General features: G+C 56.6%; 21 protein-coding genes and 1 tRNA gene. 9 read left to right on the top strand and 13 right to left on the bottom strand.

All coding sequences use genetic code 11. The annotated features are described in order from the left end of the window. Positions 1-21: 21 nt before the first annotated feature. Positions 22-864: an MIP/aquaporin family protein gene (locus tag L1P05_RS16530; RefSeq protein WP_012850235.1), complete on the bottom strand. Its 843-nt coding sequence runs from the start codon at positions 862-864 to the stop codon at positions 22-24. Between the two features lie 672 nt (positions 865-1536). Here L1P05_RS16530 and zapB point away from each other — a divergent pair. Further along, positions 1537-1779 (top strand): cell division protein ZapB, encoded by a 243-nt coding sequence (gene zapB / locus L1P05_RS16525; protein ID WP_015462513.1) that lies wholly within the window; start codon positions 1537-1539, stop codon positions 1777-1779. Positions 1780-1856: 77 nt separating this feature from the next. Here zapB and rraA read toward each other — a convergent pair whose 3' ends face one another. From rraA to priA, 7 genes are all read right to left on the bottom strand, one after another. Continuing rightward, positions 1857-2342, bottom strand: a complete 486-nt coding sequence (rraA, locus tag L1P05_RS16520) for a ribonuclease E activity regulator RraA (protein ID WP_015462512.1) — start codon at positions 2340-2342, stop codon at positions 1857-1859. 112 nt (positions 2343-2454) lie between these two features. Continuing rightward, complete coding sequence (locus tag L1P05_RS16515) at positions 2455-3372, bottom strand: 1,4-dihydroxy-2-naphthoate polyprenyltransferase (RefSeq protein ID WP_012850232.1); 918 nt, start codon at positions 3370-3372, stop codon at positions 2455-2457. A gap of 188 nt (positions 3373-3560) precedes the next feature. Beyond that, a complete protein-coding gene (hslU, locus tag L1P05_RS16510; RefSeq protein ID WP_012850231.1) occupies positions 3561-4892 on the bottom strand; it encodes an HslU--HslV peptidase ATPase subunit in 1332 nt (443 codons plus the stop codon). 12 nt (positions 4893-4904) lie between these two features. Next, on the bottom strand, positions 4905-5435 hold the full coding sequence (hslV, locus tag L1P05_RS16505; RefSeq protein WP_005290933.1) for an ATP-dependent protease subunit HslV: 531 nt from the start codon (positions 5433-5435) through the stop codon (positions 4905-4907). Positions 5436-5522: 87 nt separating this feature from the next. Further along, positions 5523-6488 (bottom strand): cell division protein FtsN, encoded by a 966-nt coding sequence (gene ftsN / locus L1P05_RS16500; protein WP_071818545.1) that lies wholly within the window; start codon positions 6486-6488, stop codon positions 5523-5525. A gap of 66 nt (positions 6489-6554) precedes the next feature. Then, positions 6555-7547 carry a DNA-binding transcriptional regulator CytR gene (gene cytR, locus L1P05_RS16495; protein WP_231295905.1) on the bottom strand — a complete coding sequence of 331 codons (993 nt, stop codon included), beginning with the start codon at positions 7545-7547 and terminating at the stop codon, positions 6555-6557. Positions 7548-7851: 304 nt separating this feature from the next. After that, positions 7852-10047 carry a primosomal protein N' gene (priA, locus tag L1P05_RS16490; protein WP_012850228.1) on the bottom strand — a complete coding sequence of 732 codons (2196 nt, stop codon included), beginning with the start codon at positions 10045-10047 and terminating at the stop codon, positions 7852-7854. A 202-nt stretch (positions 10048-10249) separates the two neighbouring features. Here priA and rpmE point away from each other — a divergent pair, with 202 nt between their 5' ends. Then, complete coding sequence (gene rpmE / locus L1P05_RS16485; protein WP_012850227.1) at positions 10250-10462, top strand: 50S ribosomal protein L31; 213 nt, start codon at positions 10250-10252, stop codon at positions 10460-10462. Positions 10463-10576: 114 nt separating this feature from the next. Here the strand turns inward: rpmE and metJ are convergent, their stop codons facing one another. Then, entirely contained in the window at positions 10577-10897 is a 321-nt protein-coding gene (gene metJ, locus L1P05_RS16480) for a met regulon transcriptional regulator MetJ (protein ID WP_012850226.1), read from the bottom strand. A 283-nt stretch (positions 10898-11180) separates the two neighbouring features. Between metJ and metB the strand changes: the two genes are divergently transcribed. From metB to L1P05_RS16455, 5 genes are all read left to right on the top strand, one after another. After that, positions 11181-12341: a cystathionine gamma-synthase gene (gene metB / locus L1P05_RS16475; protein ID WP_012850225.1), complete on the top strand. Its 1161-nt coding sequence runs from the start codon at positions 11181-11183 to the stop codon at positions 12339-12341. Positions 12342-12344: 3 nt separating this feature from the next. After that, the gene (locus L1P05_RS16470) at positions 12345-14783 is read left to right on the top strand and encodes a bifunctional aspartate kinase/homoserine dehydrogenase II (RefSeq protein ID WP_012850224.1); all 2439 of its coding nucleotides are present in this window, start codon (positions 12345-12347) and stop codon (positions 14781-14783) included. Positions 14784-14867: 84 nt separating this feature from the next. Further along, positions 14868-14962, top strand: a tRNA-Sec gene (locus L1P05_RS16465). A gap of 162 nt (positions 14963-15124) precedes the next feature. Beyond that, positions 15125-16291 (top strand): tyrosine-type recombinase/integrase, encoded by a 1167-nt coding sequence (locus tag L1P05_RS16460; RefSeq protein WP_012850223.1) that lies wholly within the window; start codon positions 15125-15127, stop codon positions 16289-16291. A gap of 22 nt (positions 16292-16313) precedes the next feature. Next, positions 16314-17339 (top strand): ParA family protein, encoded by a 1026-nt coding sequence (locus L1P05_RS16455; protein WP_012850222.1) that lies wholly within the window; start codon positions 16314-16316, stop codon positions 17337-17339. Positions 17340-17457: 118 nt separating this feature from the next. Here L1P05_RS16455 and L1P05_RS16450 read toward each other — a convergent pair whose 3' ends face one another. The 4 genes from L1P05_RS16450 to L1P05_RS16435 all read right to left on the bottom strand — a co-directional run bounded on the left by L1P05_RS16450 (position 17458) and on the right by L1P05_RS16435 (position 19765). Further along, entirely contained in the window at positions 17458-18096 is a 639-nt protein-coding gene (locus L1P05_RS16450) for a hypothetical protein (RefSeq protein WP_012850221.1), read from the bottom strand. Positions 18097-18495: 399 nt separating this feature from the next. Further along, on the bottom strand, positions 18496-19071 hold the full coding sequence (locus tag L1P05_RS16445) for a phage polarity suppression protein (protein ID WP_041692566.1): 576 nt from the start codon (positions 19069-19071) through the stop codon (positions 18496-18498). Between the two features lie 14 nt (positions 19072-19085). Then, a complete protein-coding gene (locus L1P05_RS16440; RefSeq protein WP_071818543.1) occupies positions 19086-19328 on the bottom strand; it encodes an ogr/Delta-like zinc finger family protein in 243 nt (80 codons plus the stop codon). Beyond that, entirely contained in the window at positions 19325-19765 is a 441-nt protein-coding gene (locus tag L1P05_RS16435) for a hypothetical protein (RefSeq protein WP_049761411.1), read from the bottom strand. Before L1P05_RS16435 ends, L1P05_RS16440 begins: the two co-directional genes overlap by 4 nt. 114 nt (positions 19766-19879) lie before the next feature. On the opposite strand from L1P05_RS16435, the gene istA reads away from it, so the two are divergent. Further along, a complete protein-coding gene (gene istA / locus L1P05_RS16430; RefSeq protein WP_012846921.1) occupies positions 19880-20902 on the top strand; it encodes an IS21 family transposase in 1023 nt (340 codons plus the stop codon). Next, positions 20899-21681, top strand: a complete 783-nt coding sequence (gene istB, locus L1P05_RS16425) for an IS21-like element ISSen3 family helper ATPase IstB (protein WP_012846920.1) — start codon at positions 20899-20901, stop codon at positions 21679-21681. The genes istA and istB overlap by 4 nt, the downstream gene beginning before the upstream one ends. Positions 21682-21723 lie beyond the last annotated feature (42 nt).

Genomic DNA, 21723 nt, shown 5'->3' with positions numbered 1-21723 from the left:
GTCGCCTCCCCGGAAACCTTATCAGGCTTTGGATTTCTCGCTGTTCTTTTTCTCTTCTTCTGCGATGCAGACATCGCAGGGCAGGTGGCGGCCAATCAGCGCGCGGTAGCCAAAGGCCCCCAGACAGGCCCCGATAATCGGGCCGACGATGGGAACCAGGAAGTAAGGAATGCTGCGCCCGCCGGTGAAGGCGATCTCGCCCCAGCCGGCCATCCAGGCGAAGGCTTTCGGGCCGAAGTCACGGGCCGGGTTAAGGGCAAAGCCGGTCAGGGGCCCCATGGCCGCGCCGATGACGGCGATCAGGACACCGATCAGCAGCGGCGCCAGCGGCCCGCGCGGGATGCCGTTACCGTCGTCGGTCAGCGCCAGAATCAGGCACATCAGAATGGCGGTGATGACGGTTTCAACCAGCAGCGCCTGCCATACGGTGATGTGTGGGTTCGGGTAGGTGGAGAAGATCCCCGCCAGCGTCAGGCTCTCTTCGCTGCCGCGTACCATATGATGGGTCTGCTCATAGTCGATGAACAGATTGTGGTACATGGCATAGACCAGCGCCGCGGCACAGAATGCGCCGGCGATCTGGGCGATGATATAGGGGAGTACTTTGCGGCGCTCAAAGCAGGCGAACAGCCACAGGGCGATGGTGACCGCTGGGTTGAGGTGGGCGCCGGAGATGGCGGCCGTCAGATAGATGGCCAAAGCGACCCCCAAGCCCCAAATGACGCTGATCTCCCACAGGCTCAACGTGGCTCCGGCCAGTTTCAGGGCGGCCACGCAGCCACAGCCGAAGAAGATCAGCAGGGCGGTGCCCAGAAATTCGGCGATACACTGTCCTTTTAATGTCGTACTCGCGGTTTGGCTCATAAAAGAAATCCTGCGACGAAGAGGTGGAAGATAAATGCCCGGCGCTGAAGGGAACAGGTTACGGGTGCGATGTGAATTTATCGTTAACGAGCGAAAACGAGAAATAGCGAAATTTAAATGTGTGTGTGTCGTCAAAAAAATGGTTGATATCGCTTATTTTGTGCGATTTATGCCTGAAAAGTTTTGTGATCTGCCTACTGACTTGGATCACGCAGATGGGGCATTGTTCTTTTTATGTTTGATTGTAACTTTTTTTTAAACTGACTTTTTCAACGTAAAACGCACGAGATTGTGCCTGAATGTGTTACAGACTGGGACGCGGCCTAGACAGTGAGAGGTGGGCTACATACAATCGGGGTAATCTAGGCAGTGCCCCGTAACGCCGGGTGAATAGCGTGGCAAAGGGTCAAATGGTGCCGCCCCTCCGGGACGCGTGCCGGGAGGCGCGCCGTCGTAAACCGAGGTCTGCTACGCCCTGCGACCTTCGTTTTGACAATGCGCCTTTGACGCTGCATCGACGCTGGATACGGTGACGGGAACACGGCTAAATGGATTGCGTGCGTAGGTCTGACGGCCTGCGCGGTTAGGGCGCCAATTTGAATGTGTGTGCCGCCGCAGGGCGGCCTGCACAACGGCAAGACGTACGCCTGGCTACTATTAAGGGGACAGACCATGTCATTTGAAGTATTTGAGAAACTGGAAGCAAAAGTTCAGCAGGCGATTGACACTATTACCCTGCTGCAGATGGAAATCGAAGAGCTGAAAGAGAAAAACAATCAGCTTAATCAAGAGGTTCAGCAGGCTGCCAGCAACCGTGAAGGGCTGCTGCGTGAAAATGAGCAGCTGAAGCATGAGCAGGGGGCATGGCAGGAGCGCCTGCGCGCGCTGCTGGGAAAAATGGATGAAGTGAACTGATCGCCACCGCTGCACGGTTCACTATAATAAAAGGCGCTCAATGAGCGCCTTTTGACTATCGGGGAGCGCGTCGCTTCTTATTCGATATCCAGCGGTTCTTCCGCCAGAATAATGCCGGTGTTATCGGCATACAGATGATCGCCGGAGAAGAAGGTTACGCCGCCAAAGTTGACGCGAATGTCGCTCTCACCGATGCCTTCGCTGTCGGCGCCGGCGGGAATAGCGGCCATGGCCTGAATGCCGATGTCCAGCTCCTCCAGGTCATCAACCTGGCGCACCGCGCCATAGACCACGATGCCCTCCCATTCGTTTTGCACCGCCAGACGCCCCAGTTCGGCGTTGACCAGCGCCCGACGCACCGAGCCGCCGCCGTCGATGACCAAAACGCGTCCCCGGCCATTCTCCTCCAGCAGATCGTAGAGCAGGCCGTTGTCTTCAAAGCATTTGACCGTAGTAATCTGGCCGCCAAAGGAGGAACGCCCGCCAAAATTGGAGAACAGCGGTTCCACAACATTCACCTCTTCATGGTAAATGTCGCACAGTTCGGAAGTATCGTATTTCATGGGTCCACGTCCGGTTGCCGCAGGGATTATCAGTATATCCCTTTAATGTGGCTGTTTGCAAAAGCAGCAGTATCACCCGCGTGCGACGCGGGTGATACTGCTGCGGAAGGGATTAACTCAGAACGGTGCCGATGGCGAAGAGCAGATTGGTCAACAGAGCGCTTTTCACCATGTTTTCCAGCATGGGGCGCATGGCCTCCGGCGAGCGCTGGTGCAGGACATAGCTGGCGTGGCGGTACAGCATGGGAACGGCCAGTACGAACAGCCAGCCCGCCAGACTATGCAGATCCAGCAGGGCAAACAGCGCTAAACACAGCACCGCGCCGCCCAGCAGGGCTACGTGATAGTAGCGGGCGTTGCGCGGTCCTAGGCGTACTGCCAGGGTGTTTTTGCCGTTGCGGGCATCGTTTTCGATATCTCGCAGGTTGTTGATATTTAGCACCGCCGCCGCCAACAGGCCGCAGGCCGTTGCCGGTAGCATGACCACGCTGTTAAAGGTGCCGGCCTGCAGATAGTAGGTGCCGGCAACGCTCAGCCAGCCAAAGAAGATCAGCACCGAAATATCGCCTAGACCGATATAGCCATAGGGGCGAGTACCGACGGTGTAGGTGATGGCGGCGATGATAGCCATGAGGCCGAGTAGCAAGAACCCAATGATATCCTGGGGTTTTTGGCAGGCGACGGCGATCAGCGCGACGCCGGAAACGACGGTCAGCAGCACGGTGATGATCAGGGCCCGCTTCATCTGCGCCTGGGTGATCACGCCTTTTTGCATACCGCGCAGCGGCCCAATGCGCTCCGGGGTGTCGCTGCCCTTGACGGCGTCGCCGTAGTCGTTGGCCAGATTGGAGAGGATCTGCAGCAGCGCCGCCGTCAGCAGCGCGAGCAGAGCGATGCCGAGATTAAAGGTTTGCTGCCAGGCGGCGATGGCCGATCCGGTCACGATCGACGCCAGCGCCAGCGGCAGCGTACGCAGGCGCAGACTTTCCAGCCAGGCACGAGGCCGGCTGATCGGGGTTAATGAAGTCATTATATGGTTTCAGTCACTAGGGGCATGCGACCCTCAGCGATGCGCTGAGCGGCCCGTTGCCGGGTTATCTCATGAGTTTATCTTAACAAACCGTTAGCTGTCTGTTGCTTCAACCAGTGGCAATAAAAAGGGGGAAGGCAGACGCCTTCCCCCTGGCAAAGACCGAAAAGGACGGTTTCTGCGGGTGATTATAGAATAAACCGGCTCAGATCTTCATCTGCTACCAGCTCATCGAGGTGATTACGCACGTAATCGGCATCGATGGCGATCGCCGCGCCGTGCATTTCACTGGCGTCGAAGGAGATCTCTTCCATCAGACGCTCCATCACCGTGTGCAGACGACGGGCGCCGATGTTTTCCGCGCTCTCATTCACCTGCCAGGCGGCTTCAGCGATGCGGCGGATACCGTCGGCGCTGAAGCTGATGTTAACGCCCTCGGTCGCCATCAGCGCCTGATACTGCTCGGTCAACGAGGCGCTCGGCTCCGTCAGGATACGCTCGAAGTCTTCGGTGGTCAGCGCCTGCAGCTCAACGCGGATAGGCAGACGGCCCTGCAGTTCCGGGATCAGATCGGCGGGGCTGGAGACCTGGAACGCACCGGAGGCGATGAACAGAATGTGATCGGTCTTGACCATGCCGTGCTTGGTATTGACGGTGCAGCCTTCGATCAGCGGCAGCAGATCGCGCTGTACCCCTTCACGGGAGACGTCTGGGCCGGAGCTTTCGCCGCGCTTACAGATCTTGTCGATTTCGTCGATGAAGACGATACCGTTTTGCTCTACGGCGTCGATAGCCTGCTGTTTCAGCTCTTCCGGGTTGACCAGCTTGGCGGCCTCTTCTTCGATCAGCTGTTTGAAGGCATCCTTGATTTTCACCTTGCGCGGCTTGGTTTTCTGACCGCCCAGGTTTTGGAACATGGACTGTAGCTGGCTGGTCATCTCCTCCATTCCCGGAGGGGCCATGATCTCGACGCCCATCGGGGAGGCCGCCAGCTCGATTTCAATCTCTTTATCGTCCAGCTCGCCTTCGCGCAGCTTTTTGCGGAAGGTCTGACGCGCCGGGGAGCTTTCATTGGCTTGTTCGGTCTGTCCCCAGTTGTTTTTGGCCGGGGGGATCAGGGCGTCGAGGATCCGCTCTTCCGCCATCTCTTCTGCGCGGTAGCGGTTTTTCTCTATGGACTGCGCCCGGATCATTTTCATCGCGGAGTCGGTAAGATCGCGGATGATGGAGTCCACCTCTTTGCCGACATAGCCGACTTCGGTGAACTTGGTCGCTTCGACCTTGATGAACGGCGCGTTGGCCAGCTTCGCCAGACGGCGGGCGATTTCGGTCTTGCCGACGCCGGTTGGGCCGATCATCAGAATATTTTTGGGGGTTACTTCGTGGCGCAGCGCCTCGCCCAGCTGCATACGGCGCCAGCGGTTGCGCAGCGCGATCGCGACGGCGCGTTTAGCCGAGTGTTGGCCAATGATGTAACTGTCGAGTTCGCTGACAATTTCGCGTGGGGTCATTTCAGACATGATATACAGTCCTTACGCTTTGGAGTCTAATTCTTCAATGGTGTGGAACTGGTTGGTATAAATGCAGATATCACCTGCAATTCCCAGCGCCTTTTCTACGATATCGCGGGCACCCAGCTCGGTGTTTTCCAACAGCGCGCGCGCCGCTGCCTGGGCATAGGGGCCGCCGGAGCCAATGGCGATCAGATCGTTTTCCGGTTGTACTACGTCACCGTTGCCGGTGATGATCAGCGATGCGTTTTCATCGGCGACGGCCAGCAGCGCCTCTAGCTTGCGCAGCATACGGTCGGTACGCCAGTCTTTGGCCAGCTCCACCGCCGCTTTGACCAGGTGGCCCTGGTGCAGCTCCAGCTTGCGCTCAAACAGTTCAAACAGGGTAAAGGCGTCGGCGGTGCCACCGGCGAATCCAGCGATGACGCGATCGTTGTACAGGCGGCGGACCTTGCGGACGTTGCCCTTCATTACGGTGTTGCCCAGCGTGGCCTGACCATCCCCACCGATCACTACTTTGCCGTTGCGGCGAACGCTAACTATTGTTGTCATGAACAGACCCCCGTGGCTATAAAGTAATCCTCCCGTCGCGCGGGACGGGAGGCATTACCCGATTACATGGGGGGGATTTCGCGGATTTCAACCCCCGGCGGCGAGGGTGATGCAGCCGGACATGCCGTTTCCTTTCAGGCGGCCGATCATTTTGTCTGCCGCGGGGCGACTGGCATAGGGGCCGAGCAGGACGCGGTGCCAGCTGCCTCCGCTGGTGATGCGGCTTTCTATTCCGCCAAAGGCCAGCTGGGCCCGTACCGATTCGGCCTGATCCGTGTTACGGAAGGAGCCGCACTGGATCAGCCATTTCTGGCCAGACGCTTTCTCCGCTGGCTTCTCGGCCGGTTTTTCCACCGGTTTCTCCCGGGCGGTCTGAACCGGCGCCGGCGCGGCGTTAGTCACCGGCGCGCTGCGCTCTTTTTCTCGCTCCCGACTGACGGGCGGCGGAGTTGGCGCCGGGCTGGGGCGCGCGCTGGTCTGGGACTGGGAGAATGGGTTGCGCGGCGCGGGCGCCGGCTGACGCACCGGCTCCTGATAGGTCGACTGCGGCGTCGGCGTTTGCTGAGCATAACGCTGCTCCGGCAGGCGGCTGTTGTGCGGCGTTACGGTCGGCGGAGTCTGATCGTTATAGGGCACCTCCGATAGCTGGGTCGGCGCCTGGCGCATATCGGCCTGCATCTGCTCCAGCAGCTGGCGCTGCTCATCCGTCAGCTGCGGCTGCCCCTGCAGCGGGGCTCCGCCGCTGGGTTCGGTCGGTGCCGTGACGCCAACCTGGCGATTTTCCAGCTCTTTAATATAGCGCCAGCGCTCCTCCGGCTTGGGCGGAAGACCATTTTTAGGGTGCTGCGATGCCGCCGGCAACAGCGTATCGCCGTCCGGTTTATGCTGGGTCAGAAAATAGAGGCCACCGGCAAAGGTTGCCAGCACGGCCAGGGCAAGCACCATCATGGTTCTGGATACGCCGGAACCCGAACGCCGCTTTTTACCCCGGCTGTTGCTTTTGCGTTTGGCGCCCGAAGCGCGCCCACGGCTCACATAGTCTCTTTGTGCCACTGTCGTTTCGCTACAACTGAATAGTCAATATCAGGACGCCATGTTACTGAACTCAGATTCAATTCACTAGCGTTTCGGAACAGCCGTACTGCCGCGGATGATGAGCTCGCTGTCCAGCAGGCGCGAACCGCTGACCACGCGATGGTGATGCAGCTGCTCCAGCAGTAGCAGCATGGCCTCACGGCCAATCTGATAGCGGGGTTGTGCCACGGTCGTCAGCGGCGGATCGGCGTACTGCGCCAGGCGGATATCGTCGAAGCCGATGATAGACAGCTCCTCCGGCACCTTGATCCCCAGCTGCTTTGCCTGCGACAGCGCGCCTATCGCCATCACATCGCTGTGACAAAACAGCGCGGTGGGCGGCTGCGGCTGCGCCATCAACTGCGCCAGCGCCTTAGCGCCGGCCTCGAAGGTAAAGTCGCCATGCGCCACGTAGCCCGTTTCGCTGAGGCCGCAGCGGCGCAGCGCCTGGATATACCCCTGCAGGCGGTATTGGCTCAGCGGCATGTGCTCTGGACCGGCGAGGCAGCCTATCCGCTGGTGGCCCAGATCGTGCAGATAGAGCACGGCCTTGAAGGCGGCGGTCAGGTTGTCGATATGCACCGTCGGCAGCTCCAGCTCCGGTGCAAACTCATTGGCCATCACCATGGGCGGTAGATTGCGCTGCTCTTCCTTACTGGCGTCGAAGGGAATGTTGGAACCCAGCAGCAGCATGCCGTCGATCTGCTTGGTGATGATCAGGTTAACGAAGGTTTTTTCCTGCTGCATCTGCTGGGCACAGTCGCCGAGCAGAACCAGATAGCCGTGCTCGGCGGCGGTGCGTTCGATCCCCTGGATCACTTCGGCAAAAAACGGATCGCAGATGTCCGGGACGATCACCAGGATAGTGCGTGACTCGCCGCGTTTGTTGCTGCGGGCCAGCGTATGGGGGGCATATCCGACGGCCAAAACCGCCTGTTCGACCTTTTGTCGCGTGGCGGCCGACACCTTCTCTGGATTCATCAGCGCTCGCGATACCGTTGCGGTTGATACGCCGGCATACTCCGCCACATCTTTCATGGTGGCGTTTATTTGCTTCTCTTCCAACGCGTTTCTCCTTGCGTCAGTCCATGCTGGCGCGATGATATGACTTCCCGATCATTATCCCGCGGCGAAGGTAACGATTGCGCCAGCGATAGCTCTGTTCTCTCCGAAGGCAGCCTCGCCCGCTGCCGACATCGGCCGCCGTCAATGGATGGCCGATGAGTATATGATCACATATTAAACGGAACAGCGGGGGTGACAGTTACTTAATTTGCAGGGAAAGTGTGATGTGAATAGATTTTTTCGATCCCGATCGCACTTCATTTCCACGCCGACACCCTTAGCTGTCGGTGGGATCGACGTCTAATGACCATTTAACCTTCTTATAGGCCGGCAGCGTGCTGACCTGTGGCAGAACCTCCTGCAACAGGCGCTGCAGCTTGGCGCGCGACGGATGCTGAGCCAACAGCTGCCAGCGGTAACGACCGCCGCGTTTGGGCTGCAGCGCCGGAACCGGACCAAGCAACCACAGCGACTCGTCGCACAGCGGGCTGGCCTCTAGCCGTGCGCGCAGCTGCTGCAGAAAGTCGCAGGCGTGCCGGTTGTCGTGATCGTCGGCGCGCAGTATGACGTGGTGGGTGAACGGGGGCAGGAATACGCTCTGACGTTCCTGCAGTGCCTGACGGGCAAAGGCGTCATAGCCCTGATGCAGCAGCGTTTGCAGCAGGGGATGGTCGGGGTGGTGGGTCTGCAATAGCACCTCGCCGCGTTTGCCGGCGCGCCCGGCGCGTCCGGCCACTTGGGTATACAGCTGGGCGAAGCGTTCGGCGGCGTGAAAATCGGCGGAGAACAGCGCGCCGTCGACGTCCAGCAGGGCGACCAGCGTGACGTTGGGGAAATGGTGCCCCTTGGCCAGCATCTGGGTGCCGATCAGGATGCGCGAGCCCCCCCGATGGACCTCCGCCAGCTGCTGCTCCAGCGCCCCTTTGCGGCTGGTGGTATCGCGATCGATACGGGTCAGCGGGATCGTGGGGAACAGATTGGCCAGCTCATGCTCCAGCTGCTCGGTCCCCAGTCCGACCGGCACCAGATGGGTGGAGCCGCACTGCGGACACTGGTGTGGAACCGGCCGCTGGCTGTCGCAGTGGTGACAGCGCAGGGTTCGCTGGCCCTGATGCAGGGTATAGAAGTGATCGCAGCGCGGACACTCGGCGATCCAGCCGCACTCATGGCACAGCAGCGCCGGGGCGTAGCCGCGGCGGTTAAGGAACAGGATCACCTGGTTTCCGGCGTCGGTGTGACGGCGGATACGTTCGATCAGCGGCGGCGCCAGTCCGGCCTTGAGGGGCAGCCCCTTGAGGTCCACCAGATGCTGTGCGGCGGGCTTGGCATTACCGGCACGCTGGGTCAGACACAGTCGCCGGTACTTGCCGACGTCGACGTTATGCAGGGTTTCCAGCGCCGGGGTCGCAGATCCGAGCACGATAGGGATATCCTCGAGGCGGGCGCGCAGCACCGCCAGATCGCGGGCGTGATAGCGCCACCCCTCCTGCTGTTTGTAAGAGCCGTCGTGCTCTTCATCGATAATGATGCCGCCCAAGCGGGCGAACGGCGTAAACAGGGCCGAACGGGTGCCGATAACGATCGCGCTTTCGCCGTCGCGGGCGCGCAGCCAGGCCGCCAGCCGCTCGCCGTCGTTCAGCCCGGAGTGCAGCACATCGACCGGCACGGAAAAGCGCTGGCGGAAGCGGGCGATGGTCTGCGGCGTCAGGCCGATCTCTGGGACCAGAACCAGCGCCTGGCGCCCGCGGGCGAGCAGGTTTTCGATAATGCTCAGGTAGACTTCGGTCTTGCCTGAGCCGGTCACGCCGGCCAGCAGCCAGGGGCTAAAATGGTCATCATCGGCGCGAATGGCGCCCACGGCGGTGGCCTGCTCTGCGTTCAGCGTCAGGCGATCGGCGCAGAGGGAAACGTCGCTGCGCCAGTCGCCGGGAGCGATCGCCTCGCTCTCCAGCGCGATCAGCCCCTTGCTCTTCAGCGCCTGTAGCGCAGCCGCGCTGAGGTCGAACTCATCCGCCTGATGGCGGTAGATCGCGTGGCGCAGCAGCAGCGCCAGCGCCTGCTGCTGCTTGGGCGCCCGTTTCAGAGAGAGGGGATCGGTTTTCTGCCCTTGGGGCGTCAGGCTCCAGCGCCACAGGGGCGTATGGCTAGCCGCCTTGCCCTGGCGCAGCAGCATCGGCAGTGCATGAAACAGCACCTCGCCAATGGGGTGATGGTAATAGTCGGCGGCCCAGCGCAGCAGGCGCCACAGACTGTCGCTGAACAGCGGCTGCGTATCCAGCAGCTGGTTGATGCGCTTTAGGTTTTCCAGCGGCAGCTCGCTCTGCTCGCCGATCGCCACCACGATGCCAATCATCTCACGGCGACCAAAGGGCACGCTGACCCGGCAGCCCGGCTGAGCCGGCATGTCGGGGGGCAGCAGGTAGTCAAAGGTGCGGGCCAGGGGTACGGGCAGCGCTACGTGGGCTACGGACATCGCGTTTTCCTGCGGCTTAACGGCGTTACAGTGTACACCGGATAGTGTTTGGATCGATGTGGGTGATTGCGTTGGTCGGCTATTTTCTGTATGATTCGCCGCCTTTGATATAATTTTGTATCAAACCCGATTTTATCAACCACGCGTGGTGTCTGGCGGAAAAGGGCCGGATAGCGACGCGGCCTTAACAGAGGTTTTCCCCATGAAAGAAGGTATCCATCCGAACTACGTTGCCATCACTGCAACCTGCTCTTGCGGCAACGTAATCAAGACCCACTCTACCGTTGGTCACGATCTGAGCCTGGACGTGTGCGACAAATGCCACCCGTTCTACACCGGTAAGCAGCGTGACGTCGCTACCGGCGGCCGCGTTGATCGCTTCAACAAGCGCTTCAACATGGTGGGTTCCAAGTAATTTGGAACCGGCGAAAAAGGCACCCTCGGGTGCCTTTTTTATTGCCTGAAAAACGCCGCGGCTCACTCTCGCTAAGGCAGCACCCGGGGCGAACGCATCCGGACGCTGCGCGTATCAGTATTCCCAGGTTTCCGGATCGATCCCCAGCTGGCGCATCATTTCTTTGGCCGCCTCCGGGATTTCATTGCTGCGATCTTTGCGCAGATCGTCGTCATCCGGCAGCGGCTGGCCGGTAAACGCGTGCAGAAAGGCCTCACACAGCAGTTCGCTATTCGTCGCGTGGCGCAGGTTATTCACCTGGCGGCGGGTGCGCTCGTCCGTGAGTATTTTTAATACTTTCAGCGGAATGGATACCGTAATCTTTTTAACCTGCTCACTCTTTTTGCCGTGCTCAGCGTAAGGGCTAATATATTCACCGTTCCATTCTGCAGCCATGAGGAGATACCTTCACAAAAAATTATTCCGAGACAACGGGCTATTATGCCTGATTGTATCTCGTATCCCTAACAGAATGGCGGGATCAGCGTGGACGATCACGTTTGCCGCGCCGGTATCCAGGGAAGCGATAACCACAAACAGACTGTGCCAATTTTAGCGGCTAATCCTATCTACCTCAATCCATACGCAAAGACTTTTAGATGGCTAGATGTATTGACGTCTATTTTTGCAGCGGTTACGCTCTATCCATCACTGGCGCTATTTCAGGGAGGGCAATCAGGTGCGCTATCAACCGGCAACTCAGGCAGTGCGCTGTGGGCTGAACGACGATGAGCAGTATGGCAGCGTGGTTCCCCCCATCCATCTTTCCACCACCTACAACTTTACCGATTTTAATCAGCCGCGCACGCACGACTATGCTCGGCGCGGAAATCCCACGCGCGACGTGGCCGAGCGGGCGCTGGCAGAGCTGGAGGGGGGCGCCGGTGCGGTGGTGACCGCCAGTGGAATGGGCGCGATCCATCTGATGTGTACGGCGCTGCTCTCCCCCGGCGATCTGCTGCTGGCGCCGCACGACTGCTATGGCGGTAGCTATCGCCTGTTTGACAGCCTGGCGCGCCGGGGCGCTTTCCGGGTGGTCTTCGTCGATCAGGGCGATGCGCAGGCGCTGGCCCAGGCGATGGCGCTGCGCCCGAAGCTGGTGCTGATTGAGACGCCGAGCAATCCGCTGCTGCGGGTGGTGGATATCGCCGCGATCTGCGCCGCCGCGCAGCGGGTAGGCGCCCTGACGGCGGTGGATAATACGTTTCTCAGTCCGGCGCTGCAGCAGCCGCTGGCGCTGGGCGCCGATCTGGTGCTGCACTCCTGTACCAAGTATCTGAACGGCCATTCCGACGTGGTGGCCGGCGCGGTGATCGCCAAAACGGTGGAGATGGCGCAGGAGCTGGCCTGGTGGGGAAATAATATCGGTGTGACCGGCGCGCCTTTCGACTGCTATCTGCTGCTGCGGGGGCTGCGCACGTTGGCGCCGCGTATCGCGCTGCAGCAGGCCAATGCGCTGCGTATCCTCGACTGGCTGCGGGCGCAGCCGCAGGTCACGCGGCTGTATCATCCGTCGCTGCCGACGCACCCCGGCCATGCCATTGCTGTCCGCCAGCAGCGGGGCTTTGGCGCCATGCTCAGTTTTGAGCTAGAGGGGGATGAGTCCCATCTACGGCGTTTCCTAAAATCCCTGCAACTGTTTACACTGGCAGAGTCTCTGGGGGGGGTGGAGAGCCTGATCTCCCATGCCGCCACCATGACCCACGCCGGCATGGCGCCGGAAGCGCGCAGGGCGGCAGGCATTAGCGACAGCCTGCTGCGTATTTCCGTGGGTATTGAGGACGGTGATGATTTAATCGCTGATCTGGAACAGGCATTTCAGGCAGCAGCAACGAGGTAAGCGATGAGTGCACAAGCGGTAACGGGGCAGCAACAGGCAGAGCGCCAGCTGCATAAGTTCGGCGGCAGTAGCCTGGCAGACGTAAAGTGTTATTTGCGCGTAGCGGGGATCATGGCGGAATACAGCCGCCCCGGCGACATGATGGTCGTGTCGGCGGCGGGCAGCACCACCAATCAGCTGATCAGCTGGCTCAAGCTCAGCCAGAGCGATCGCATCTCTGCCCATCAGGTACAGCAAGCCCTGCGCCGTTACCAGAGTGAACTGATTGCCGGTTTGCTGCCGCCGGAGATGGCAGAGCCGCTGCAGGCGCACTTTATTCGGGATCTTGAGCGCCTGGCCGCGCTGCTGGATAGCGAGATCGATGAGGCGGCCTACGCCGAGGTCGTGGGCCACGGTGAGATTTGGTCCGCCCGGCTGATGGCGGCGGTGCTGCAGACTCAGGGGATGGCGTCGGCGTGGCTGGATGCGCGGGATTTCCTGCGCGCCGAGCGCGCCGCTCAGCCGCAGGTGGATGAGGGGCGATCCTATCCGCTGCTGCAGCAGCTGCTGGCCCAGCATCCGAATAAGCGTCTGGTGGTAACCGGTTTTATCAGCCGCAGCGGCGCAGGTGAAACGGTCTTGCTGGGCCGTAACGGTTCTGACTATTCGGCGACGCAGATCGGCGCCCTGGCCGGCGTGCGGCGCGTGACTATCTGGAGCGATGTCGCCGGGGTCTACAGCGCCGATCCGCGTAAAGTGAAAGATGCCTGTCTGCTGCCGCTGCTGCGTCTGGATGAGGCCAGCGAGCTGGCGCGTTTGGCCGCGCCGGTGCTGCACGCCCGTACGCTGCAGCCGGTGTCCGCCAGCGATATCGATCTGCAGCTGCGCTGCAGCTATCAGCCGCAGCAGGGGTCGACCCGCATTGAGCGGGTGCTGGCCAGCGGCAACGGCGCCAAGATTGTCACCAGCCATGACGATGTCTGCCTGATTGAGCTGCACGTTCCCGCTGGTCATGAGTTCAGCCACGTACACCAAGAGGTGGAGCGTATTCTGACGCGCAGTCAGCTGCGCCCGCTGGCCAGTGGGATCCATCGCGATCGCGGACTGATCCAGCTGTGCTACACCGCAGAGGTGGTCGGCAGCGTATTTAAGCTGCTGGAGGAGTCGGCGATTCCGGGGCTGCTACAGCTACGCGACGGATTGGCGCTGGTGGCGATGGTTGGCGCCGGCGTCTGCCGCAATCCACTGCATGCTCACCGTTTTTATCAGCAGCTTAAGGATCAGCCGGTCGAGTTTATCTGGCAGTCGGAGGAGAGCATCAGCCTGGTGGCGGTGCTGCGCTGTGGCCCGACGGAGGCGCTGGTACAGGGGCTGCACAGCTCGCTGTTCCGGGCAGAAAAACGCGTCGGTCTGGTCCTGTTTGGTAAGGGTAACATCGGTTCCCGCTGGCTGGAGCTGTTCGCCCGCGAACAGGGTAACCTGTCGGCGCGCAGCGGTTTCGAGTTTATTCTGGCCGGGGTGGTCGACAGCAATCGCAGCCTACTGAACTATGAGGGGCTGGACGCCAGCCGCGCGCTGGCCTTCTTTGACGATGAGGCGCAGGCGCTGGATGAAGAGTCGCTGTTCCTGTGGATGCGGGCTCATCCCTATGATGATTTGGTGGTGCTCGATGTGACGGCCAGTCCTTCGCTGGCCCAGCAGTACCGTGATTTTGCCAGCTACGGTTTCCACGTGGTCAGCGCCAACAAGCTGGCCGGCGCCGCCGACGGCCATGAATACCGTCAGATCCGCGACGCATTTGAGAAAACCGGACGCCACTGGCTGTATAACGCGACCGTGGGCGCCGGGCTGCCGGTTAACTATACCGTGCGCGATCTGCGCGACAGCGGCGATACGATTCTGTCCATCAGCGGCATTTTCTCCGGCACCCTCTCCTGGCTGTTTCTGCAGTTTGACGGTTCGGTTCCCTTTAGCGCGCTGGTGGATCAGGCCTGGCAGCAGGGGCTGACGGAGCCCGACCCGCGGGTGGACCTTTCCGGCCAGGATGTGATGCGCAAGCTGGTGATCCTGGCGCGCGAGGCGGGGTATGACATTGAGCCCGCCCAGGTCCGGGTCGAGTCCCTGGTGCCGGTCGGCGGCGAGCAGGGTTCTATCGATCACTTTTTTGAGAACGGCGAGGCGCTGGACGAGCAGATGCTGCAGCGTCTGGAAGCGGCCAATGAGATGGGGCTAGTGCTGCGCTACGTGGCGCGCTTTGACGCCAACGGTAAGGCGCGCGTCGGCGTTGAAGCCGTGCGCCCGGAGCACCCGCTGGCGTCGCTTTTGCCGTGCGACAACGTGTTCGCGATCGAAAGCCGCTGGTATCGCGATAATCCGCTGGTGATCCGCGGCCCCGGCGCGGGGCGCGATGTTACCGCCGGCGCCATCCAGTCGGATCTTAACCGTCTGGCGCGTCTGCTTTAGCGTAATGTCCGCCCGGTGCGCCGGGCGGGGATTTCTCCTTGCGCCCGGCCCCCGGTTGTGGGGTATACTCCCGCCGCATCGATTGGAAGATCATCGTCCCCGGTGGGGCGGCCGGACTTCAAATCCGGTTGGGGCCGCCAGCGGTCCCGGGCAGGTTCGACTCCTGTGATCTTCCGCCATTAGTCTTCCGAACAAGTCCTCATAATTCCAAAAAATCCTTTATTTTCAAGTTAATTAGCACATGTCACGTCCGAGGTAGTCCGAGACGATTTACCTAAATCCGGGAAATTTATGTATAGTAATGTGTATAAAATTTTTATACACATTTTTCACGTATACACATGGCTCTTTCAGACATACAAATCAAACGCGCAAAACCACAAGACAAACCCTACACACTGAACGACGGGCAAGGGCTATCAATACTCATCAAACCGGATGGTTCGAAAGGATGGCGTTTCCGTTTCCGCTTTGCCGGGAAAGCGCGGTTAATGTCATTTGGTAGCTACGATTTGGTGAGCCTTGCAGAAGCCCGTGAAAAGCGCGAGGTCGCCCGTAAGCAAGTTGCTAATGGAATCGACCCGGTTGAGGAACGGAAGGCGCAAAAACTGGCACAGCAGCTTTCAACAGAAAACTCATTCGAAGCCATAAGTCGCGAATGGCATGCAAACAAAGCCGACCGCTGGACAGTGGCATACCGAGACGAAATCATTAAGACCTTCGAACAAGATGTTTTCCCGTTCATCGGCAAACGTCCTATCGGTGAGATCAAACCTTTAGAATTGCTTGAGGTGCTGCGACGAATAGAGAAACGTGGAGCACTGGAGAAAACACGCAAGGTACGCCAGCGGTGCGGAGAGGTTTTTCGCTACGCGATCATAACTGGCCGAGCTGAATACAACCCTGCCCCTGATTTAGCTATCGCATTGGCCGTGCCGAAGCAAAAGCATCATCCTTTTTTATCTGCCGAAGAATTGCCTCATTTTATCAGAGATCTTGAAGCCTATACCGGCAGCATCATCACTAAAAATGCGACTAAGATAGTCATGTTGACTGGTGTGAGGACGCAGGAAATGCGCTTTGCTACGTGGGATGAGGTTGATTTTGATAAGAGGATTTGGGAGATACCCGCAGAACGAATGAAAATGCGCCGTCCCCATATCGTGCCGTTATCAACGCAGGCTATGGAGCTGTTCAAACAGCTACAGCCAATCACTGGTCACTATCCTTATATTTTTATTGGACGCAACAACCGCAGGAAGCCTATAAGTAAGGAAAGTATCAATCAGGTAATTGAGTTGCTGGGATATAAAGGGCGAGCTACCGGTCACGGTTTTAGACACACAATGTCGACTATCCTACATGAGCAGGGATTTGATAGTGCGTGGATTGAAATACAACTTGCGCATGTGGATAAAAATAGCATTCGAGGGACATATAATCATGCTCAATATCTTGAAAAAAGAAGGGAAATGCTTCAGTGGTATAGCAACTATCTTTTAAATTAATAATTTTAATTAAGGATTCTGAATGAAAATAATATCTTTATTTAATCATAAAGGTGGTGTAAGTAAGACAACTACCACTTTTAACATGGGGTGGATGCTAGCTAATCTTGGGTATAAAGTTTTAATAGTCGATGCTGATCCACAATGTAATTTGACAGCCTTAGCTTTGGGCTACTCAACCACTGATGACTTTGATAAAATCTATAAAAGCAATCCAAATTGTGATATTTATAGTTGCATCAAACCCGTTGTAGATGGTTCTTTAGGAAAAGTTATACCATCCGACCCATTAGCTACAACAAATCCGAATTTAAGTTTATTATGTGGTAGTATCTATTTATCAGAAATTGAAACACAGATCGGAGTTGCGCTGACAACCAGCGCAGCTATTCCCGCAATTAGAAATATCCCCGGTAGTATTGGTGCTTTTTTGCGTGAGACAGCACGGAAACATAAATTTGATTATGTCCTTGTTGATATGAGCCCCAGCGTTGGTGCATTAAATGAATGTCTCTTAATGTGCAGTGACTACTTTATAGTTCCTACATCACCGGATTTTTTCTGTGCTCAAGCAATAAAGTCACTCGCGAAGGTTCTTCCTAGATGGAACAGCGAGATAAATAGTTTTAGAGATGATAAAATATTATATCCATTTCCTATTAACCCGCCGAAATTTATCGGGTTTATATCTCAGAAGTATCGCCCAAGAAACAATTTACCAGTGAAATCTTTTCAAAGGTGGATTGATATAATCAAGGATGAGGTTATTAATACATTAATACCAGCTTTAAATCCTATCAATATGTCAATATCAACTGCTGATTTTGAAAGTGGTTGCCCGTCAAAAGAGCCTTTTAATTTGGCGAATATTTCAGATTTTAACTCGCTTATTGCTCAATCTCAGAAACATAGCACCCCAGTGTTTGCCCTCTCAGATGCACAAATAGAGCAAAGTGGAGTAATACTGGATACAATGAAAGAGAATAGGAAAGAGTTCGAAAATAATTTTAATGGGTTAGCTCAATCAGTTGCTATGTTGGCAAAATAATGATATTTAGACCGAGGCCTCGTTCAGCTCGGTCTAAATATTAATTCATCATTAGTGACGTTTTTATTATGATGTTTATTTGGCGTCATAACGATAGTGAGTTAGGGTAAATAGTATATCAATCGCAATGTTCTAGAATGAACTTTACCCACTGCGCGTATCTATGATCACCTACTTTTATCGAATAGGTTTCCATGTTATCAAGTCTGAGTGACTTTTGCTTTGAATAGTAAAAAATCAACTCTCCATTTTTCCAATTACATTCTATCTTTCTTAAATAAATCTCATCAGAAATCTCCAATATATGGAAGTCAGCATCACATGGAAATCTTGTGTTAAGATATCTGGTTGCTTCCATGAATAATAAAACTATATCTATGAAATCTTCTGCCTCCTCAAGGGTTGCATCTCTATACTCGTGCTCAATTTCATTTCTTATTTTGTTTATTTTGTCTATTATTCTAGGTCTTACTATCCCAATTTTTTCCAGAAAATCCATTTTTTGGGGGAAGTTTCTTAGATTTTTCTGGAAGTATTCGTCGCCACAAAAAGATCGACAAAGAATATCCACTCTCATATGCAATGCTGATTTTGCATTTCGTACTGCATTATTCAGATTTCTGCGCTCACTTCCTGAGCTCAAATCATCAATTGCATCTTGCAAATATATGTTAGGCTTCAAATAATCATTGTGCCATATATATCTCCAGCCGCAATCTGTATAAACATCCTCGTCTAAGTTATCAGGAATAAACAAAATATATCCTCCTAAGAATAAAGTTGTAATTATTTGCCTCGCGTGTTTTTAGAATAACTCTACCGAGATTTTTATATTACAACAGGATGTGGTGATAGTCCCGATTGATTAACTCACAATGGTAGTAATCATAGCATATCTGTGTATCACAAAGCCTTTATTGACCCTATGACTTAATTTACCACAAAGTTGTTAGATGTAAGGCCTGCGCGCAATGCTTTCCCCGCCTCGCCTGCCCGCTTCATGGGGCGCTTTTAATGCAGATGCATGAGACGGCGCAGAGCGCGCCAGGACTGGCGCGGCGAGGGTTAGAAAATATCGTAAGGCGCATGCAAAACCATGCACACTATGCATGCATGGCTTTTTAGAGAAAAAATGCGGGGATTGAGGGCGATTTTTTTATGCCGGGCGCTGCTGTTCCAGTGCGATTTTTCGGTGCATAAATTTCAGGTTTTCGGCAGGCGTCGTGCGGCTGATGGCATCCTGCCGGGCGGCTGTTTCTGGCCGTAGTCCCGCACTGTTTAAAATATCCCGACTGGCCTCTGCGTACTCAATGGCCGGGCTGATGGCCATACTGACGGCCAGCGCTTCCCGCAGGTATTCCAGTGCCCGATCGGCGGCCCGTGTACGTAACAGCTCCGGTTGATGATTCAGCCCCATTAACTCCGGGGCCAGGGCACTGAGCAGCTCGGTGCCGTGACGCTGCATGAAGCTGCGCAGCTCCGTACGCACACTGACACGCAACAGTTCATCATGGGCATGTAGGTATCGATCAGCGTGTTGATTCATCTCCCACTGTTTCACGGCGATCAATTCACGCAGATAGGCCAGGCGATCGCCAGACTTGCCGCTGCTATCGGCCTGTAGGCTAGCCATATCCAGCGTCGCCTTGGTCCATGCCTGACGGCTATCCTGCCAACGTGTTTTGGCCGCTTGGCACGCCATTGCCGCTTTTTGTAATGGGGTTGTCGTCATGTTGGTGTTCTCGGTTAATGTGAAAAGGGAGAGCGATAGCAACCGGATACCCGGCGCGGCTCCGCCTGTGGTGTTGGCCGTTCTGCCGTTACCGGCTTGGCTGGTTGATGGATAATTTCATCGATGGATTCCAGCGTGCGGAACGTCGCCGAGCAGTGAACATTGGTGCACTGGTGATAGCGTTGCTTGACGTTATCCGATAAGTATCGGCTGCTGCGGGTGTGGGCGGATTTACCGCAAAAAGGACAATGCATCATGCGATCAGCCCCCGCGCCTGAAGCTGGGCTTTACGCTGCTGCATTTCTTCGTAAAAACGCATGCTCTGTGCCGGTGTTGCGGCGAGATCATAGTCCATATGGGGGAGCGGGCTGGGCGATAACCCTATTTTGTACAGTACCGGCTCATCGTTTAAACGGATCTCATATTGGTCTACTTGCGCTTTCAGCCAGCGACTAATTTCTGCCAGAACCTCTTGTTCGGTCGATTCAATATCATGATGGCCAGCGCGATAGCGTTGTTGTTGCAGGGTGAAAATTTTGAGCTTGATTGCCCGGATGAGCGCAGGGACTCCCTGTGACAGGGTGGTCTCAAACTCGCGCTGCACGTAGTCGTTCAACAGCGAAGAGTGTGCATCACGGTAGGCTTTTGCCGAGCTGCAACATGTGCCCTTTCCCTGCTCAAGTTCATAAGCCAATACCTCGGTAGCGTTCTCACACTCCTGCTGTTACCAACGGTGCGAAAGTGATCCATATCCGACGCCTGAAATTAGATCCAGGGGTTAATCTGCTCTCCTGATTCGGGAGAGCTTATGGTCACTTTTGAGACAGTTATGGAAATTAAAATCCTGCATAAGCAGGGTATGAGCAGTCGGGCGATCGCCAGGGAACTGGGTATCTCCCGTAACACCGTAAAGCGTTATCTGCGTGCGCAGTCTGAGCCGCCAAAATATACGCCGCGTCCCGCAACCGCTTCACTCCTGGATGAATACCGGGACTATATTCGGCAACGCATCGCCGATGCTCATCCTTATAAAATCCCTGCAACGGTCATCGCCCGCGAGATCACGGAGCAGGGTTATCGTGGTGGCATGACCATCCTGAGAGAGTTCATACGTTCACTTGCCATTCCTCAGGAACAGGAGCCTGTCGTGCGCTTCGAAACAGAGCCAGGACGACAGATGCAGGTTGACTGGGGCACCATGCGTAATGGCAAATCACCACTTCATGTGTTCGTTGCCGTTCTGGGGTTCAGCAGAATGCTGTATATCGAGTTCACTGACAATATGCGCTACGACACCCTGGAAGAATGCCACCGTAATGCGTTCAGCTTCTTCGGTGGCGTACCGCGTGAAGTGCTCTACGACAACATGAAAACGGTAGTGCTACAGCGCGATGCTTATCGGGCCGGGCAACACCGGTTCAACCCTTCACTGTGGCAGTTCGGCAAAGAGATGGGCTTCTCTCCACGGCTGTGCCGCCCCTTCAGAGCACAGACTAAAGGCAAGGTGGAGCGGATGGTGCAGTACACCCGCAACAGCTTCTACATCCCGCTAATGACTCGCCTGCGTCCGTTGGGGATCACCGTCGATGTTGAAACAGCCAACCGCTACGGCCTGCGCTGGTTGCACGATGTCGCTAACCAGCGCAGGCACGAAACAATACAGACCCGTCCCTGCGATCGCTGGATCGAAGAGCAGCAGTCCATGCTGGCTCTACCGACGGAGAAAAAACAGTATGACGTGCAGGTAGACGAAAGCCTGGTGACCTTCGACAGGCAGCCACTGCACCACCCGCTATCCATCTATGACACGTTCTGCAGAGGAGCCGCATGATGGTGGAACTGCAACATCAACGGCTGATGGTGCTTGCCGAACAGCTGCAACTGGACAGTCTGATCAGCGCAGCGCCAGCCCTGTCACAGCAGGCAGTGGAGCAGGAATGGAGTTACATGGACTTCCTGGAGCATCTGCTTCACGAAGAGAAACTGGCCCGACATCAGCGTAAACAGGCAATGTATACCCGGATGGCGGCCTTCCCGGCAGTGAAAACGTTCGAAGAATACGACTTTACCTTCGCCACCGGTGCGCCGCAGAAGCAGATCCAGTCGCTGCGTTCACTGAGCTTCATAGAGCGCAACGAAAACATCGTGTTGCTGGGGCCATCCGGCGTGGGGAAAACGCATCTGGCAATAGCAATGGGCTACGAAGCGGTACGGGCGGGTATCAAGGTTCGCTTCACTACGGCGGCGGATCTCTTGCTTCAGCTGTCCACGGCACAACGCCAGGGGCGCTATAAAACAACGCTTCACCGTGGCGTGATGGCACCAAAGCTGCTCATCATCGATGAAATAGGCTACCTGCCGTTCAGCCAGGAAGAAGCCAAGCTGTTCTTCCAGGTCATCGCCAAACGTTATGAAAAGAGCGCGATGATCCTGACCTCCAACCTGCCGTTCGGGCAGTGGGATCAGACGTTCGCCGGTGATGCGGCGCTAACATCCGCGATGCTGGACCGGATCTTACACCACTCACACGTTGTTCAAATAAAAGGAGAGAGTTATCGACTGAAACAGAAACGAAAGGCCGGGGTTATCGCTGAAGCTAATCCTGAGTAAAACGGTGGATCAATATTAGACCGTCGGTGGAGATGTAAGTGG

The sequence above is a fragment of the Edwardsiella piscicida genome (assembly GCF_021733145.1).
GTDB classification, from domain to species: Bacteria; Pseudomonadota; Gammaproteobacteria; order Enterobacterales; family Enterobacteriaceae; genus Edwardsiella; species Edwardsiella piscicida.
The sequence above is the reverse complement of the archived record's forward strand: the minus strand, read 5'-3'. Positions and strand labels throughout refer to the sequence as shown.